The organism is Flavobacterium swingsii (genome assembly GCF_900111965.1).
Taxonomy (GTDB): domain Bacteria; phylum Bacteroidota; class Bacteroidia; order Flavobacteriales; family Flavobacteriaceae; genus Flavobacterium; species Flavobacterium swingsii.
The window spans coordinates 58,566-77,609 of record NZ_FOJT01000001.1 but is presented as its reverse complement, the minus strand read 5'-3'; the positions used below and the strand labels follow the sequence as shown (position 1 = coordinate 77,609).

Here is a 19,044-nt window from a genome sequence, read left to right as displayed (position 1 = left end):
AGTTTAGATTTTATATTGTTATTAAAAATGTGATAAGAAAAAAACGCTGATTTTATAAATGAGCAACTTCTTGTTTTGCTATTTCAAACTCAGTCATCATATCTTCAATAATGTTTGCGGCAGGTTTTATATCATGAATAAGTCCTGCGATTTGTCCTATTTCTAGTTCACCATCTATTAAATCGCCTTCAAACATACCACGTTTGGCACGAGCACGGCCTAAAAGTGTTTTTAAATCTTCTGGAGTTGGGCATTTTGCATACAATTCCTGAACATCGTTATAGAATTTGTTTTTAATCAATCGAACAGGCGCTAATTCTTTCAACGTAAGTTGTGTGCCGCCTTCTTCCACTTCAATAATTGTTTTTTTGAAATTATCGTGAGAAGAACTTTCGGTAGAAGCCGCAAAACGTGAACCTACTTGTACACCATCGGCGCCAAGAACCATCACTGCCAGCATTCCTCGACCTGTTGCTATGCCGCCCGCAGCAATAAGTGGAATCGAAATTTGTTCTTTAACCATTGGTATTAATGTTAAAGTTGTAGTTTCTTCTCGTCCGTTATGACCTCCAGCTTCAAAACCTTCGGCAACGACCGCATCGACACCAGCTTCTTGAGCTTTTAATGCAAATTTTGAGCTACTCACTACATGAATTACTGTAATTCCTTTTTCTTTTAGAAAACTCGTCCAAGTTTTAGGATTTCCTGCCGATGTGAATACAATTTTCACACCTTCATCTATAATAATATTGATGATTTCTTCAATATTTGGATACAACATCGGGACATTGACACCGAAAGGTTTGTCGGTTGCTTTTTTGCATTTCTGAATGTGTTCTCGCAAAACTTCTGGATACATAGATCCTGCGCCAATTAGTCCTAAACCACCGGCATTACTTACGGCACTCGCTAATTTGTAACCAGAATTCCAAATCATTCCACCTTGAATAATTGGGTATTTTATATTGAAAAGTGATGTTATTTTGTTCATTGAAATTATTTAATCGAAATCAGAATTTATTTTTTAATTAATTTTCCATACAAAGTTTTTTCAGCGGAAGTGATATTGTAATAATAAATACCACTATTTAGCGATTGTAAAGAAATTTTTTGAGTTTGTGTATTAATATTTTTTTCTAAAACCAATTGTCCTAAATTATTATAAAATTTGATAGTCGAACCCATCATATTATCTGGACTTGTAATTTCTACCTCATTATTCGCAGGATTTGGATATATTTTAAAACTATTCGTCGAAAATTCTGGTGTAGAAAGTGCTGCGTTTAAAGCAGCTTGAAAATCTGGAATTCCATAACCGTAATTGTTGTTTTGTGTCACAATTGAAGTTGCATATCTGTCGGCAGAAGCTTTTACTAATTGTACAATTTCTGCATTGGTTTTATTTGGAAATGCCGACCAAAACGAAGTAATTGCACCAGCCAAAATTGGACTAGAAAAAGAAGTTCCGTTTGCTGTAGTAATGGTTCCTCCTGTGTTTGAAATAACTGAAGCGGTACCCATTGCCATTAAATCTGGTTTCATTCTTCCGTCTCCTGTTGGGCCAATTGAACTAAATCCAGATTTAACTTCGGCAGAAGTTACTGAACCTACTGTTACTGCAAAAGTTGCATCCGCTGGAGTTCCTACATGTGGTTCAGCATTTGCGCCTTCGTTTCCTGCCGAAATCACACATATCATTCCTTTAGCAAAAGCTATATCTACAGCTCTTGATGCTACTGATGTTTGTCCGTTCATTTTAGCATAAGTATAACTATGAGCTGGATTATCAAAACCAAAATAACCTAAAGACGAATTAATAACATCTACACCTAGTCTATCAGCTTCTTCGGCACCTTCAACCCAATTAGACAATTCTAATACCGTTTCTGGAACCGCATCCTCTGTTATGAAAAGATAATAACCCGCATCTGGAGCTGTACCAACTAAATTAGTAGCATTTGCTCCCATTGTTGATAAAACATTTGTTCCGTGATTGTTTCCTGTGTAAAAATTAGTCGAATTATTTACAAAATCGTAACCACCTAATATTAGTCCTCTATTACGTAAACTTAAAAAAGGAGCTGCTGTATTTACACCTGGAAAACCAGCATCTAAAATGGCTACTATTTTACCAGTTCCAGTATAATTTTGTTGATGCAAAATATGACAATTTAGCATTTGTACTTGATTGGCTGAATTACCATAATTGTAGGTAATCTGAGTTTCGTTAGTTTCTTGCCATTTATTTACTTTAACTATTTTATCTGAAGACTGAGCAATTCTTCCTCCTGGATTTAAAGAATGATTAGCATATTGGATATGATCTACAAACGACAAACCTAATAACGCAGCAATATCTGTTTGTAATCCTCTAACATGAACCATATTTAACCATTTTGATTTGGCTAAAACGGTAATTCCAGTAGCAACTGTAATTTGATCAACGTAAGGCTGGTGTATTGGTGCATCTTTGATGTCTAATGCAATTCCTTGTGTAGTTCTTCTATCAAGAGAACGCTGAGTTAGTTCAGATAAAGGATTGCTGTAAAAAACGGATGCGTTAGGTTTGTCATTAAAATAAACCCAAGCATCTTCTTGCGAAAAAGCGTTTGTTGATACTGTAAGAATTAAAAAAAGTAGTAGTTTTTTCATGGTTATGTAAATTTTGGAAGTTCAAATATACACAAAGAAATTATACTTTTAAAGCATTAGGAAATAACGCCCGAACCAACTAATTCATCATCAATATGCCAAGAAACAAATTGTCCTTGTGTAATGGCCGATTGTGGACTTTCAAATTCAACATACATTCCATTTTCAAATTGATGCAAAGTCGCTTTTTGCAATTCCTGACGGTAGCGAATACGCGCCATAACTTGCATCGTTTGTCCGTTGGTTAAAGCCAAATCTGGACGAATCCAATGTATTTCATCTTTAGCAACAAACAATGCTTTTTTGAATAATCCAGGATGATTGTGTCCTTGTCCTGTATAAATTGTATTGGTTTCTACATTTGTCGAAATGATAAATAAAGCTTCTTTAGTTCCGCCTACATTCAATCCTTTTCGTTGCCCAATGGTAAAATAATGAGCGCCTTGGTGTTTGCCAACAACTTTAGCAACTTCTGGAGTATATTCGATATTTTTTGCCTCAAAAGCTAATTTTTCTTCTATTGAATCAAAATTAATTTCCTTTTGATTATATATTTCGTTGGTTGCATCAACTTCAAAAATCAAACCATCTTTAGGTTTTAATTGTTGTTGCAAAAATTCTGGTAAACGTACTTTTCCTATGAAACACAAACCTTGAGAATCTTTCTTTTCAGCAGTGATTAATTCCATTTTAGTAGCAATTTCACGTACTTGAGGTTTTGTGAGTTCGCCAATTGGAAATAATGATTTTGCTAATTGCTCTTGCGATAATTGACATAAAAAATACGATTGATCCTTATTATCATCGACACCAGCTAATAATTGATAAACAGGTTTACCATCGACTTCAATTTCTCCTTTTCGGCAATAATGACCCGTGGCAACATAATCGGCACCAAGTGACAGCGCGATTTTCATAAAAACATCGAATTTTATTTCGCGATTGCAAAGTACATCAGGATTTGGTGTGCGTCCTTTTTTGTATTCACTAAACATATAATCGACAATTTTTTCTTGATATTGTTCGCTTAAATCGACGGTTTGAAAAGGAATTCCGAGTTTTTCGGCAACTAATAATGCATCGTTGCTGTCTTCTAACCAAGGGCATTCGTTAGAAATGGTAACAGAATCATCGTGCCAGTTTTTCATAAACAAGCCTATTACTTCATAGCCTTGCTCTTGCAATAAATAGGCAGCAACACTCGAATCGACACCTCCAGAAAGACCTATAACAACACGTTTCATCTAATAAAATTAAGAATACAAAGATATTATTAATTTGAAAATTAAAATTGGTTTATCAATTCTTATTTTTCGATAATAGGAACTTTTAACACTAATTTTAGACTAAAATATCCGATAATTCCAGCAATTCCTGATGAAAGTAAAATAACAAATTTTGCATTGTTTATAATTGTTTCGTCACTAAAAGCCAATAAAGTGATGAAAATAGACATCGTAAAACCGATGCCACCCAGAAATCCTACGGCAAGAATAGATTTCCAGTTAATATCATCTGGAAGTTTACAAATTCCTAAGGAAACCGCTAACAGACTCACTAGAAAAATACCTAATGGTTTACCAATTATTAATCCCAACGCAATTCCTATACTATAATTTTGAGTTAACGTTTCTCCGATATTTGAACTTAATACTATGGCTGTATTGGCTAATGCAAACAATGGAAGTATAAAAAATGCCACTGGTTTGTGCAAAAAATGTTGTAAAATATAAGATGTCGATTTTGTATCTCCATTTCCAAAAGGAATGGCAAAAGCGAGTAAAACTCCCGTAATTGTAGCATGAACACCTGAATGTAACATAAAATACCACATAAAAATCCCGCCAATTAAGTATATAATTAAGTTTCTTACTTTAAGACGGTTCAGGACTAACAAAAATCCAAAAATGCTTAAGGCAATGAATAAATTACTCCACAATAATGTTTTTGTATAAAAAATTGCGATTATCAGAATAGCGCCTAAATCATCGATTACAGCTAATGCGGTTAAAAATATTTTTAGCGATAACGGAATTCGATTCCCTAAAAGAGATAATATAGCTAAAGCAAAAGCAATGTCGGTAGCCATAGGAATTCCTGCTCCAGATTGGGTTTTGGTTTCAAAATTCATCAATAAAAACAAACCTGCAGGAACAATCATACCACCAATAGCACCAAAAATGGGTAACATCGCATCTTTAATATTAGATAGTTCACCATCGTAAACTTCTCTTTCTAGTTCTAAACCAATTAACAAAAAGAAAATGGTCATTAACCCATCATTTATCCAATATTCTAAACTATTTCCAGCTAAATTTGTGTGCCAAAAATGCAAATAATTATTACCTATTGCCGAGTTTGCAATAATCAATGAGAAAAGTGTGCAACTTATTAGAAACAATCCACTAGATTTTTCGCTTTCAAAAAATTCTTTAAATAATCTGGTAATTTTCATTGGTTTTTAATCTTTAAGGTAAAAGTACTTCGTTTTTAAATTTAAAATTATCATTTAGTGGTTTTTCATTCAAAACGAACAAAAATAAAAACTTATATTTGTATTTCTACAATTCAAAAAACAAAAATGCCCAGCAGAGTTTCAGCAATTTTTCAATTATTTGTAAGAAAAATAATTCGTCGTTTCGAGCGTATCTTTTTTTTAGCAAAAGAGTTATTATCGGAAAGGAACTTTATTTATTTATCTTGTGTTGCTGTTGCTGTTTCGTGTGCATTTGCAGTAATTATTTTAAAAAGTTTTGCTCATAACGTGTTTTTGTTTGCCAATTATTTAAACACTTTTTTAAAATTACCATATTCAAACAGTATTTTACCCGTTATAGGAATTTTACTTACCGTTTTCGTGGTAAGACGATTTCTTGATGGAAAATTAGAAAAAGGAAGCTCACATATTTTACATGCTGTAGCAAAAAAAGGCGGAATTGTTCCTAAAAAACAAATGTATGCTCAAATTATTACAAGCTCGCTTACTGTTGGTTTGGGTGGTTCGGCAGGATTGGAAAGTCCAATTGTAATTACTGGAGCAGCTTTTGGTTCTAATTTTGCACAGAAATATAAATTATCACAAAAAGATAGGATTTTACTCTTGGCTTGTGGTGTCGCTGCTGGAATTGGAGCGGCTTTCAACGCGCCTATTGCGGGCGTTTTATTTGCTATTGAAGTAGTACTAACCGATGTAAGTATTTCGGCATTTATTCCCATTATGATATCGGCAGCAACTGGAGCTTTGGTCTCGCAAATGATTTTAAGTAGAGATATATTATTAAGTTTTGAACAAGAACAAACTTTCAATTTTCACAATACACCTTATTATATTTTATTAGGAATATTAGCTGGTTTTGTTTCCGTATATCATGCGAGAAATTTTAGAAGAGTCGAACATTTTTTTAGTCGATTCAAAAAAAGTCCGTACAAAAAAGCATTGTTTGGTGCGACACTTTTAGCGATTTTAATTTTCTTTTTTCCAACACTTTTTGGCGAAGGTTACGAAAGTATTAGAACTTTATCTACAAATCATCCCGAGGTTTTATTAGAGAATACAATTCTTAAAAATCATAAAAATAGTGAATGGATTTTACTTGCTTTTGTAGGTATTACAGTTTTCGTAAAATCGTTTGCAACAGGGCTAACACTGGGAAGTGGGGGTAATGGAGGTAATTTTGCGCCATCTTTATTTGTGGGTTCTTATTTGGGTTTTTTCGTAGCAAAATCCGTGCATCTTTTAGGAATTTCTAGTGCATTACCCATAGGGAATTTTACGATTGTAGGAATGGCTGGAATTTTGAGTGGATTGTTTCATGCGCCACTTACTGCCATTTTTCTAATTGGCGAAATTACTGGCGGTTATGATCTGATGGTTCCGCTTATGATTGTTTCTTCGATAAGTTTCGCAGTTTCTAAAAGGTTCGAAAAGCATTCTATGGATGTAAAAAATTTAGCAGACAAAGGCGATGTTTTTACTAGTAATAAAGACAAAAATATATTGCAAAGCATCGACTTTCTAGGTTTGATAAAAACCGATGTTAAAACAATTGCAACAGAGAACTCGTTAGAAAATTTAGTCGAACATTTATCAACTTTAAATCAAGAACTTTTTCCAGTTGTTAATGAAAAACAAGAGTTAATTGGAATTGTAGATTTCAATGATATTCGAACAACCATTTTTAATTCTTTTAAAGTAAAATATACTTCAGTAAATGAAATTCTGAAACAACCTATCGATGTGGTGCAATATGACGACGGAATAGAAATCGTTATGGAAAAATTTGAAGCCACAAATCAAACCATACTTCCTGTTATTAAATATGGAAAATTCTTTGGATTTATTTCAAAAATTGACATTCTGGAAGAATATCGTGAAAAACTAAAAGAGATGATTATCGAGTAATTATAAATAATTCTTAATAAAAACGATATTTTTCATATTTTCCTTAATTTTGACAAAAAATAAATTCCATTGAATAAAATATATTTCCGTTTCGTTTTTATATTAATGCTCTTCAGTCAAGTAACACTTTGGTCGCAAGACGCCAAACAAATCGTTATTCAGCATTCTGATTTTTTGGATATTTCTGAAAAAGAAGTCCCTGGAGCAATTGTACTTACGGGAAATGTAATTATTATACACGAAGGAGTTCGTATGACTTGTAACAAAGCCTATCATTTTACAAAATCTAACTTTGTAAAAATCTTTGGAAATGTTAATATGGTACAAGGCGACACCTTATTTATGAATAGTAAATATGCCGAATATAACGGAAACACAAAGTTTGCCTATGCTACTGGTGATGTTGTATTACGTGACCCAAAAATGACTTTAGCTACAGATACGATTAACTTTGACAGAAATTCGCAACAAGCATATTACAACTCAAAAGGAACTATTCAGGATCCAGAAAACACTTTGGTAAGTAATTCTGGAAGGTATTATTTAAATCAGAAAAAATTTCAGTTTTTAGACGCCGTTACGGTTACAAATCCTAGACAGACTATCAAAACTAATCATTTAGATTATTATACAAATTCAGGTCATGCTTATGTTTTTGGACCATCAACTATCACATCGGCTACCAATACAATTCATACAACCAAAGGTTTTTATGATACTAAAAAAGACGAAGGAAAACTGCAAAAAGGCTCTAAAATAACCTATAAAGACCGACTTATTGAAGGCGATGATATTTATTACGACCGAAAACTAGACTTTGCCCGAGCAAAAAATAATGTAAAAATAACCGATACAATCAATAATTTTGTATTAAAAGGCAACTATGCTGAGGTTTACAAGCAAAAAGATTCAATGTTTATTACCAAAAAAGCCGTTGCAATTACTTTGTTCGAAAAAGATTCCGTTTATTTTCATGCTAAAAAATTATTAGTAACAGGAAAACCGGAAAACCGAATTATCCGAGGTTCAAATAATGCTCGTTTTTTCAAGAAAGATATGAGTGGCAAGTGTGATTCTATTCATTATGACCAAAAAAAGGGATTAACACAAATGATAGGAAAACCAATTTTTTGGAACGGAAAAAATCAAATGACTGGCGATTTAATGCATTTAATTTCCGATGCTAAAACCGAAAAAATAGATTCTCTAAAAGTACTAAATAATGCTTTTATAATTTCAAAAGATACTATTGGCGAAGGCTTTAATCAAGTAAAAGGGCAACATTTATTCGGAAAGTTTAAAGACAATAAACTGCACGAAGTCGATGTTGTAAAAAATACCGAAGTCATATTTTATATGCGAAATGAAAAAAACGAACTCATAGGAATAAACAAAAATGTGAGCAGTAAAATTAATATGATTTTGGAAGGAAATAATATTGAAACCATTACTTTTTTCACCAATGTAGATGGTATTATTTATCCCGAAGATGAGCTTCCGGAAAATGCTAGAAAGCTAAAAGGATTCATTTGGCGTGGCGACGAACAAATTCTAACCAAAGAAGATATTTTCCCAAAAGAAGAACTCGAACTCGATGCCAAAGCACAAAAAGAATCGGCAGCAAAATCTAAAGACATCGATATTCCTATGGAACCATCTAAAGAAACTTTAGAATACGATAAGCCAAAAGTGGAAAAGAAAGTGGATAAAAAGAAGAAAAAGTAATTTACTTATCAAATAACCAAATCCACGAATAACCGAATAACAAAAAAAAATTGATTAACGATTTTCTCAAATACCAAGCACAAACCTCACCATATCCACTCGGTATGGAAGTTTCGCATGCGATAGGCTCATATATATACGACACAAACAATAAAAAATATTTAGATTTTGTAGCAGGAGTTTCCGCTTGCACCTTAGGACACCAACATCCTAGGGTAAAAGAAGCTATCGTAAATCAGCTAGACAAATATATGCACGTCATGGTTTATGGCGAATACGCACAAGATCCAGCAGTCAAATTATGCAAACTTTTGGCTCAAAACATGCCCGAAAAACTAAACAAAACCTATTTAGTAAATTCAGGAACAGAAGCGATTGAAGGATCTCTAAAACTTGCTCGAAGAATCACAGGGAGAAGTCAATTTATTTCTTGTCACAACGCCTATCATGGTAACACAATGGGATCTATGAGCGTGATGGGATTCGAAGAGCGCAAACAAATATTTCGCCCGCTAATTCCCGATGTCGATTTTATTACCTTCAATAACGAAGCCGATATTCAAAAAATAACTACCCGAACAGCAGGAATAATCCTAGAAACCATACAAGGAGGCGCAGGATTTATTCGTCCCGAAAACGATTTTCTAAAAAAAGTGCGACAACGTTGTGATGAAGTAGGAGCCATAATGATTCTCGACGAAATTCAACCTGGTTTTGGTCGTACAGGAAAACTATTTGGTTTCCAAAATTACGATGTTGTACCCGATGTCGTTGTAATGGGAAAAGGAATGGGCGGTGGCATGCCAGTAGGCGCATTTACAGCAAACGAAGCTCACATGGATTTGCTAAGTCACGATCCAAAACTCGGACACATCACCACTTTTGGTGGGCATCCAGTAATCGCAGCAGCCTGTTTAGCAACTTTGCAAGAATTGGTCGAAACCAACATAATGCAAGAAACCTTGCAAAAAGAACAATTATTTCGTAACTTGTTACAACATAACCTCATAAAAGAGGTTCGTGGCGAAGGATTGATGCTTGCCATAATGACAGAAAGTCCCGAAATTACAAACCAGATCATCTTCAAATGTCAAGATAAAGGACTTATTTTATTTTGGTTACTCTTCGAAGGGTGCGCCATCCGCATCACGCCACCGCTAACCATTTCAAATCAAGAGATTACCGACGGTTGTGGCATAATTATTGAAGCATTTAATGAAGTAATGAACGGTTTATAAATAATTTTTATTAGAAGCTTTTCCTGCTATCCGTTACAATCTTTTTAAATAGCAACCCTTTCAGGGTTCAAAACCCTGAAAGGGTTAAAAGCTATTTTAAAAAGGATTTTCACTGCTATCAGGGCTAGAGCTTCGGTCTTAAATTGAAAATTGTTTTTTGCCATTGCCAGTGATTTTTGAAACTGTTTTTTGCCGTTGAAAAATGTTAATTAAATTGTTCACAACAAAAAAGAAAAAAGCACACCATTCACGATATAAGTTCTATTTTTATTTTGGATAATTTTAAAACGAAACGCCATGTACTTGAGCCAAGAAGAAGACGATCATAACTTATCCTTATCAAAATTTGAATCGATGCTAAAAACAAATAAAATTTTGTTTTTCGATTCAGAAGAATTCGAGGATATCATTCTCCATTATTTAGATATAGGGAAGCCTGCTTTGGCTAAAAAAGCCCTAAAACTAGCACTCGAACAACACCCGAAATCGACAGGATTAAAGCTCGTTCAGGTAGAAATGCTTGTCTATGATGACAAATTAGACATTGCCGAAAAAATGCTGAACGAACTATATGCTATCGAACCTACAAACGAAGAAATATACATTCAAAGAGCCAATATTTGTTCTAAAAGAGACCAACACGAAAAAGCAGTCGAATACCTAAAAATAGCTTTAAAATATACTGATGATTTGGCTGATGTTTATAACCTAATTGGTATGGAATATCTGTTTTTAGACAATCTCGAACTCGCAAAAGAAAACTTTATTCTATGTCTAGAAGAAGACCCAGAAGAACAATCTAGCTTGTATAATGTTGTTTATTGCTTCGAATTTTTGGATCAAAACCAAGAAGCCATCGATTATGTTACAAAATATATCGATACCAATCCGTACAGCGAAATCGCTTGGCATCAGTTAGGAAGATTAAATTACGGACTAAAACAATACGAAGCCGCTTTAGTCGCTTTTGATTATGCGACAGTTATAGACGATGAGTTTCTAGGCGCTTATATGGAAAAAGCAAAAGCGCTCGAACGCCTAAAACGTTACGAAGAAGCCATCGAAAATTATAACGAAACCATTAAGCTAGATGATCCAACTTCTTATGCATTATTAAGAATTGGAAAATGCTACGAGAAATTAGGAAATGAAATAGAAGCCATTAAGTTTTACAACCAAACCGTACACGAGGATCCCTTATTAGACAAAGGTTGGATAGCTATAACCGATTTTTATTTCCGCAAAAAAAATTATCCAAAAGCATTGTATTATGTAAACAAAGCCATACAAATAGATGGTGAAAATAAATTATATTGGAAGCGTTTTGCAAGCATAAACATAGCTATAAATCTTTTTGAAGAAGCTGAATATGGTTACAGAAAAGCAGTAGAATTTGGTGATTATCAATTAGACACTTGGTTGCTTTGGACAGATACTTTACAATTTCTAGGGGAATTTGAAGCTTGTATTCAAACCTTGTTGTTAGCTTGTGAGCATTTTCCAGAGGAATTTGAAATTGAATACCGTTTGGCTGGTTTGTACTTTATGCTAAACGAAAACGAAAAAGGGATTTTTCATTTAAGTAATGGCTTGCGTCAAAATTTCAAAAAAAGAAATATTATCGAAAAATTATTTCCAGTAATTTGGGAACGAAAAGAAGTTCAGGAAATTATCGATAAACATAAAAAGTAATTTTTTAGTATGAAAAAACTAGGATTACTCGGCAAAAACATCAGCTATTCTTTTTCGCAAAATTATTTTACAACTAAATTCAAGAAAGAAGGAATAGCTGATGCCTTTAGTTACCAGAATTTCGATATTCAAAATATTGATGAATTTACAGAAATTCTACAGAACAATCCAAACTTAATTGGTTTAAACGTTACCATTCCATACAAAGAAACAATTATTTCTTTTCTAGACGAATTGTCAGAAAACGCTAAAGAAATTGGCGCAGTAAATACGATTAGAATTTCTCCAAACGGCAAATTATTTGGCGATAATACAGATTTTTTTGGTTTTAATAAGTCCCTTGAATCGTTACTAAAAACACATCACAAAAAAGCTTTAATTTTAGGAACTGGTGGTGCTGCAAAAGCGGTTGCTTTCGGTTTGAAAAAATTAAATATTGAAAGTGTTTTTGTATCACGTCACGAAAAAGAAAACACGATTACTTACGATCAGATAAATGCAAAAACTTTTGATGATTATCAAATCATCATCAATTGTACTCCGTTGGGAACCTCTCCAAAAACGGAATTATTTCCTGATATTCCGTATCAATATTTTACTTCAAAACACATTGCTTTCGACTTGATTTACAATCCTGAAAAAACAGAATTTCTTAAAAAAGCAGAAAGTCATGGAGCAATTATAAAAAATGGTTATGATATGCTAGTTTTTCAGGCAGAAAAAGCTTGGGAAATTTGGAATGAATAGTTTAAAATTTCCAAGCATCTTGTTGCACTTCACTCAAAAATGTCCAAGCTACGATTCGGCTAGTTTTCTGACCTTGTGCCATATCGATTGTTTTTATTTCGACAGCCGAAACTTTATTTAAAGTCTTGTAAATACTAGGTAAATTTTCTTTTTTGGATACTAATGTCGTAAACCACAAAACTTGCATTGGATATTTTGCACTTTCGTAAATCATTTGAGTAATAAATCCTATTTCGCCACCATCACACCATAATTCGGCATTTTGTCCACCAAAATTCAATACTGGGTTTTTGGTTCGGATTTCTTGCAAGTTATTTACTTTTCTGATAGATGATTTTGTAGCTTCTGCTGCCGAATTATGAAACGGCGGATTACAAATTGTAAAAGCAAACTTATCTTCTGGCAGGATAATATTTTTGAATATAAATCTAGATTCTACTTGTTGTTGCAAACTTATAGCATCAATTAATTTTGGATTTTTTTCGATGATTTTTTTGCAATTTTGAATGGCATTTTCATCAATATCAGTACCAACAAAACTCCAATCATAAACTGAATTTCCAATTATTGGATAAATGCAATTGGCACCAATTCCTATATCTAAACCTACTACATTTTCGCCTTCAGGAATTATTTCGTTGTTTGTAGATGCTAATAAATCGGCTATATAATGAATATAATCGGCTCTTCCAGGAATGGGCGGACAAAGATAATCTTGCGGAATATCCCAATTCTGAATGTTATAATCGGATATTAATAAGGCATTATTTAACGCTTTTACAGCATCTGGATTGCTAAAATCGATGGTTTGAGTATCGTACTCATTTGTAAAAACATGCTTTTTTAATTCAGGAAAAGATGTTATTAATATTTCAAAATCATATCCAAATTTATGCAGATTTCTGGGATGCAGATTTATTTTTTCAGGAACTATTTTCGCTTTCATACTCTTAATTTCGGTTGCAAAGATAGTTGTAAAAAATGAAATTCGAATAAGACTATTTTACAAAGATTTTTTAGCGTTTAATCTAAACATTCCATCATAAGTAAATCGCCTTTTTGGTGTTCGATAGTTACAATTCCGTCTTCAGCAACATGATTGCTACTTCCAGTTCTATACCCAATTGTTAAGGTGTCGTTTTCTAACGGGTAAAATAAATTTTTAGAATTAATTCCAGAAACTATACCTATTGGGATTAGTGAAATTGGGGTGCTTGCCGTGTACCATTTTTCGAATTTAGCAGGCAATAAAAATATTTTTGAATGGTCGTCTATAATAACAATTTTCAATGCATTTCGGTAACGAACAATATTTGTTAGGTTCGTAATGGTGTGGTCAGCTCTTTTTCCTGTCGCCCAAACAACATTTACCATTGGGATTTTTCTTTCTATAAGATAATCAAATGCTTTTTCGAGATCGGTTTTATTTTGATCTGGAGCATAGATTATTTCGAGCGGAAATTGTTGGTCTTTATAATATTCTGGGTCAAAACCACGATCGAAATCTCCCAGTAAAACATCAACTTTAATTCCTAATTCTAAAACGCGTTCTATTGCCGAATCTAAAACGATGACAAGTGGTGACCATTCTAATAATTGTCCTAATAATTCGGAACTGCAAGCTGCGCCGTTTGCAATGATTAATGCAGGTTCTTGGTCGTCTCGAACGATGTGATGTGATGACATTTACTTTGTAATTTGCTGTAAATGTATGAAAAAGCTAAAAAAATCCTAGCCGAAATTCCCTTACTATTTTTTTATTTTTAAATAAAATTCTTTCTGTTTTCATACGTTTTTAGTACCTTCGGCGTTATAATAACTGTAAATATTCTGCACCATGCAAGAAGAGCAACACGATAACCTACCTGTGGTAGATGGAAATGAAGTATTAGAATCACAAACAGAAGTTCAAGATTCTAAAAATGAAGCGATTGAAACAATCGAAAACTTGAACGCTGAAGTTAGTGAAGACGCAACTGTTGGCGAAAGTCACGATATTCCGATGCTAAATTATGAAGCAATGGACATGGAAAATCTAGTTCTTGAGCTAGAAAATCTTGTGGTTTCAGACAAAATTATGGCTGTAAAAAACCATATCGAAGAAATAAAATCAGTTTTCCTATCAAAATACAACCATTTTATCGAAGAAAAAAAGGAAGAATTCATTCATGAAAATCCAGATTCGACAGAAGAATTTGAATATCATTTTCCTTTAAAATCAAAATTCGATTCGTTATACAGCAATTTCAGAAGTAAGAAAAACACACATTTTAAGAGTTTAGAATCTGATTTAAAATCGAATTTACAAACACGTTTGGCATTAATCGAAGAGCTAAAATCATTGATTAATCCTGGCGAAAACATAAAAGACAATCTCAAACAATTTAATGATTTAAGAGAACGTTGGAAAACTGCTGGAGCAATTCCTAAAGACAAATACAACCATGTTTGGAATAATTTTCATTTTCATGTTGAAAATTTTTACGATTATTTGCATTTAGACCGAGAAGCTCGTGATATAGATTTCAAACACAATCTTGAAGCAAAACTTAAAATCATTACTCGTGCGCAAGAACTTGTAAATGAAGCTGATGTAATGAAGGCTTTTAGAGAATTACAATCGTTACACAAAATCTGGAAAGAAGATATTGGACCTGTTTCTAGAGAGAATCGTGAGGAAATTTGGGCAGCTTTTAGTGAATTAACCAAGCAAATGCACGACAAACGAGAACTTATTTTTGCACAACAAAGAGGTTCTGAAGTTGAAAATTTAGCAAAGAAAAAAGAAATAATTGCTGCTATTGAAGCGATTGCTACCGAAAAAATTGCTGTTCATTCAGGTTGGCAAGGTCAAGTTGAAAAAATAGAAGCTTTGCGTGCTAGTTTTTTTAGCGCAGGAAAAGTCCCTACTGAAGTAAATGAACAGATTTGGAGCGATTTTAAAACTGCAGTTCGTAATTTTAATGTGCACAAAAACTCATTTTATAAAGACATAAAAAAAGACCAAAATACAAATCTTGACAAGAAAAATGCTTTGGTGGCTCGTGCTAAAGAATTGCAAGAAAGTGCCGATTTTAACGTTTCGACTCCTATTATGAAAAAAATTCAAGAGGAATGGAAACAAATAGGGCATGTACCAAAAAAGTATTCAGATTCGGTTTGGAAGGAGTTTAAAGAAGCTTGTAATCATTATTTTGACAGATTACATGCCGAGAAAAATGAACATGAAGAAGTTGAAGTCGCTGCTTTCGAAAAGAAAAAAGAATACTTAGAAACACTAAAATCATTTGAGCTAGTTGGGGAACACAAAACGGATCTTGATGCGATAAAATCTCATATCGAAGCTTGGAAAAACATAGGAAAAGTACCTTTTGCAAGACGTCATATTGAAGGAAAATTTAATAAAATATTAGATGTTCTTTTCGAAAAACTAAGTTTGAGCAAAAAAGATACTGATATGATGCGTTTTAGCAATAGAATGGATAGTTTATCAGAGTCTAACGATACTAGAAAAATTGACAACGAGAAAATTTTCTTGATTAGAAAAGTAGAAGAAGTTCAGAACGAAATTTTTCAATTAGAAAATAACATTCAGTTTTTTGCTAAAGCTAAGAAAGACAACCCGATGGTTCTGGAAGTAATGAAAAACATAGAACATCAAAAAGAAGAATTAGCCACTTGGAAAGAAAAACTGAAACAAATAAGACAGATGTAGTTTTTTTTAACCACAAAGCACACAAATAAAAGCACAAAGTTCATTAAGGATTTTGTGCTTTTTTTATTTTTGATTACCATCAATTAAAACATACATTTCGTCATGTTTTAAGCCATTTTGGCGCTATTAAATACTGATTTTCAGACGTTTTGTCCTGTTTTTTGCATTGGAATAACAATTGACGATTACGTTATAATAAATTAAACTATTTAAGGCAAACAACAAATCTAAATAATATGAACATTAATAAATTTACAATCAAATCGCAAGAAGCCATTCAAGCGGCGCAACAATTGGCGCAAAGCTTCGGACAGCAACAAATAGAAAACGAACACATTTTTAAGGCTATTTTTGAAGTTGATGAAAATGTTGCCCCATTTATTTTGAAAAAACTAAATGTAAATGTTCCGTTGTTCGAACAAATTTTAGACAGTACAATTCAGAGCTTTCCGAAAGTTTCTGGAGGAGAAATTATGCTTTCTAGAACAGCAAATACAACATTAAACGAAGCGGAAATCATTGCAAAAAAAATGAACGACGAATTTGTTTCCATCGAACATTTAATATTAGCCATTTTTGCATCAAAAAGTAAAGTAGCACAAATTTTAAAAGACCAAGGTGTTACCGAAAAAGGATTGAAGGCCGCCATCGAAGAACTTCGAAAAGGAGAAAGAGTAACCTCTGCATCTGCCGAAGAAACCTATAATTCTTTAAATAAATATGCTAAAAACTTAAACGAATTAGCTAAAAACGGAAAACTTGATCCTGTTATTGGTCGTGATGAAGAAATTCGCCGTGTTTTGCAAATTCTAACGAGAAGAACTAAGAATAATCCTATGCTTGTTGGGGAACCTGGTGTTGGTAAAACCGCCATTGCTGAAGGTTTAGCGCATCGAATTGTAGACGGTGATGTTCCTGATAACTTGAAAGATAAAATAGTCTTTTCGCTAGATATGGGTGCATTAATCGCTGGAGCAAAATACAAAGGTGAATTTGAAGAACGTCTAAAATCTGTTGTAAAAGAAGTTACGGCAGCTGAAGGAGATATTGTCCTTTTTATTGATGAAATTCATACTCTTGTTGGAGCTGGCGGAGGCGAAGGTGCTATGGACGCTGCAAATATTCTGAAACCGGCTTTGGCTCGAGGTGAATTGCGTGCTATTGGAGCAACAACGCTCGACGAATATCAAAAATATTTCGAAAAAGACAAAGCACTCGAACGTCGTTTTCAGAAAATTATGGTTGAAGAACCAGATACCGAAAGTGCGATTTCTATTTTACGCGGTATCAAAGAAAAATACGAAACACACCATAAAGTTCAGATAAAAGATGAAGCCATTATTGCTGCAGTCGAATTATCACAACGTTATATTACCAATCGCTTTTTGCCAGACAAAGCTATCGATTTAATGGACGAAGCTGCTTCAAAATTGCGAATGGAAATTAACTCTAAACCAGAAGAACTCGATGTTTTGGATCGTAAAATTATGCAGCTCGAAATTGAAATTGAAGCCATTAAAAGAGAAAAAGACGAGAGTAAACTCAAAATTTTAGGAATGGATTTGGCTAATCTCAAAGAAGAAAGAAATGAAATTTATGCCAAATGGAAATCTGAAAAAGATGTGGTTGATACTATTCAAACCATAAAAACAGAAATTGAAGATTTCAAATACGAAGCCGAACGTGCCGAACGTGATGGAGATTACGGAAAAGTTGCCGAAATTCGTTACGGAAAAATAAAAGAAGCGCAAGAACGATTAGACGTTTTACAAAAACAATTAATTGAAAACCAATCAGGAGTTTCATTAATAAAAGAAGAAGTAACCAGAGAAGATATTGCCGAAGTAGTTGCCAAATGGACAGGAATTCCTGTGATGAAAATGTTACAAGGCGAACGCGAAAAATTATTGCATCTCGAAGAAGAATTGCACAAAAGGGTAGTAGGGCAAGAAGAAGCAATAGAAGCCGTAAGTGATGCAGTTCGCAGAAGTCGTGCTGGTTTGCAGGATATGAAAAAACCTGTTGGAACTTTTCTTTTCCTAGGAACAACTGGTGTGGGAAAAACCGAATTAGCAAAAGCCTTGGCCGAATATTTATTCGACGATGAAAACGCCATGACCAGAATTGATATGAGCGAATACCAAGAACGCCACAGCGTGAGTAGGTTAGTAGGTGCACCTCCAGGATATGTGGGTTACGACGAAGGAGGTCAACTTACGGAAGCCGTTCGTAGAAAACCATATTCAGTAATTCTATTAGATGAAATTGAAAAGGCGCATCCTGATACTTTTAATATTCTATTACAAGTTCTAGATGAAGGACGTTTGACGGACAACAAAGGACGTTTGGCTGATTTTAAAAACACGATTATCATCATGACTTCTAATATGGGAAGCCAAATAATTCAGGATAAATTCGAAAATTTAAAAGGAAGTGTCGAAGCTGCAACTGAAGCCGCAAAAGTAGAAGTTCTAGGTTTATTAAAACAAACAGTTCGTCCAGAATTTATTAATCGTATTGATGAAATTGTAATGTTTACGCCACTTACCAATGCTAATATTGCTCAAATTGTAGGTTTGCAGCTCAAATCGGTTACTAAAATGCTTGCGATACAAGGAATTACTATGGATGCAACTCCAGAAGCTATCAAATATTTATCTGAAAAAGGATACGATCCGCAATTTGGGGCTAGACCAGTAAAAAGAGTGATCCAACGTGATGTTTTGAACCAATTATCGAAAGAAATTTTAGCAGGAACTATAGCTACCGATAGCATTATTTTGTTAGATGCTTTTGATGAAAAATTGGTTTTTAGAAATCAAAGTGAATTGGTGAAATAAATTTTTCATTATATTTGAGTGAATAACTAAAAA

13 protein-coding genes are annotated in these 19,044 nt (G+C 33.5%); 7 read left to right on the top strand and 6 right to left on the bottom strand.

Features of this window, described 5'->3' with window-relative positions; translation table 11 throughout:
* Nucleotides 1-52 precede the first annotated feature (52 nt).
* The 4 genes from BM053_RS00370 to nhaA all read right to left on the bottom strand — a co-directional run bounded on the left by BM053_RS00370 (nucleotide 53) and on the right by nhaA (nucleotide 5,107).
* A complete protein-coding gene (locus tag BM053_RS00370; RefSeq protein ID WP_091472660.1) occupies nucleotides 53-991 on the bottom strand; it encodes an NAD(P)H-dependent flavin oxidoreductase in 939 nt (312 codons plus the stop codon).
* Nucleotides 992-1,017: 26 nt separating this feature from the next.
* The gene (locus BM053_RS00365) at nucleotides 1,018-2,652 is read right to left on the bottom strand and encodes a S8 family peptidase (RefSeq protein ID WP_091472658.1); all 1,635 of its coding nucleotides are present in this window, start codon (nucleotides 2,650-2,652) and stop codon (nucleotides 1,018-1,020) included.
* A gap of 56 nt (nucleotides 2,653-2,708) precedes the next feature.
* A complete protein-coding gene (mnmA, locus tag BM053_RS00360; RefSeq protein WP_091472655.1) occupies nucleotides 2,709-3,896 on the bottom strand; it encodes a tRNA 2-thiouridine(34) synthase MnmA in 1,188 nt (395 codons plus the stop codon).
* 62 nt (nucleotides 3,897-3,958) lie between these two features.
* On the bottom strand, nucleotides 3,959-5,107 hold the full coding sequence (gene nhaA / locus BM053_RS00355) for a Na+/H+ antiporter NhaA (RefSeq protein WP_091472653.1): 1,149 nt from the start codon (nucleotides 5,105-5,107) through the stop codon (nucleotides 3,959-3,961).
* Between the two features lie 126 nt (nucleotides 5,108-5,233).
* Between nhaA and BM053_RS00350 the strand changes: the two genes are divergently transcribed.
* From BM053_RS00350 to BM053_RS00330, 5 genes are all read left to right on the top strand, one after another.
* Entirely contained in the window at nucleotides 5,234-7,054 is a 1,821-nt protein-coding gene (locus BM053_RS00350; RefSeq protein ID WP_091473719.1) for a chloride channel protein, read from the top strand.
* Between the two features lie 69 nt (nucleotides 7,055-7,123).
* Nucleotides 7,124-8,779 carry an OstA-like protein gene (locus tag BM053_RS00345; protein ID WP_091472649.1) on the top strand — a complete coding sequence of 552 codons (1,656 nt, stop codon included), beginning with the start codon at nucleotides 7,124-7,126 and terminating at the stop codon, nucleotides 8,777-8,779.
* Nucleotides 8,780-8,829: 50 nt separating this feature from the next.
* A complete protein-coding gene (locus BM053_RS00340) occupies nucleotides 8,830-10,017 on the top strand; it encodes an aspartate aminotransferase family protein (RefSeq protein WP_091472647.1) in 1,188 nt (395 codons plus the stop codon).
* A 297-nt stretch (nucleotides 10,018-10,314) separates the two neighbouring features.
* Entirely contained in the window at nucleotides 10,315-11,709 is a 1,395-nt protein-coding gene (locus tag BM053_RS00335; RefSeq protein WP_091472644.1) for a tetratricopeptide repeat protein, read from the top strand.
* Nucleotides 11,710-11,718: 9 nt separating this feature from the next.
* Nucleotides 11,719-12,456: a shikimate dehydrogenase family protein gene (locus BM053_RS00330; RefSeq protein WP_091472642.1), complete on the top strand. Its 738-nt coding sequence runs from the start codon at nucleotides 11,719-11,721 to the stop codon at nucleotides 12,454-12,456.
* 1 nt (nucleotide 12,457) lies between these two features.
* Here the strand turns inward: BM053_RS00330 and rlmF are convergent, their stop codons facing one another.
* Nucleotides 12,458-13,402 carry a 23S rRNA (adenine(1618)-N(6))-methyltransferase RlmF gene (gene rlmF, locus BM053_RS00325; protein ID WP_091472639.1) on the bottom strand — a complete coding sequence of 315 codons (945 nt, stop codon included), beginning with the start codon at nucleotides 13,400-13,402 and terminating at the stop codon, nucleotides 12,458-12,460.
* A 77-nt stretch (nucleotides 13,403-13,479) separates the two neighbouring features.
* Nucleotides 13,480-14,142 carry a thiamine diphosphokinase gene (locus BM053_RS00320; RefSeq protein ID WP_091472637.1) on the bottom strand — a complete coding sequence of 221 codons (663 nt, stop codon included), beginning with the start codon at nucleotides 14,140-14,142 and terminating at the stop codon, nucleotides 13,480-13,482.
* Nucleotides 14,143-14,293: 151 nt separating this feature from the next.
* Here BM053_RS00320 and BM053_RS00315 point away from each other — a divergent pair, with 151 nt between their 5' ends.
* Entirely contained in the window at nucleotides 14,294-16,171 is a 1,878-nt protein-coding gene (locus BM053_RS00315; RefSeq protein ID WP_091472633.1) for a DUF349 domain-containing protein, read from the top strand.
* 236 nt (nucleotides 16,172-16,407) lie between these two features.
* A complete protein-coding gene (gene clpB, locus BM053_RS00310; protein ID WP_091472630.1) occupies nucleotides 16,408-19,011 on the top strand; it encodes an ATP-dependent chaperone ClpB in 2,604 nt (867 codons plus the stop codon).
* Nucleotides 19,012-19,044 lie beyond the last annotated feature (33 nt).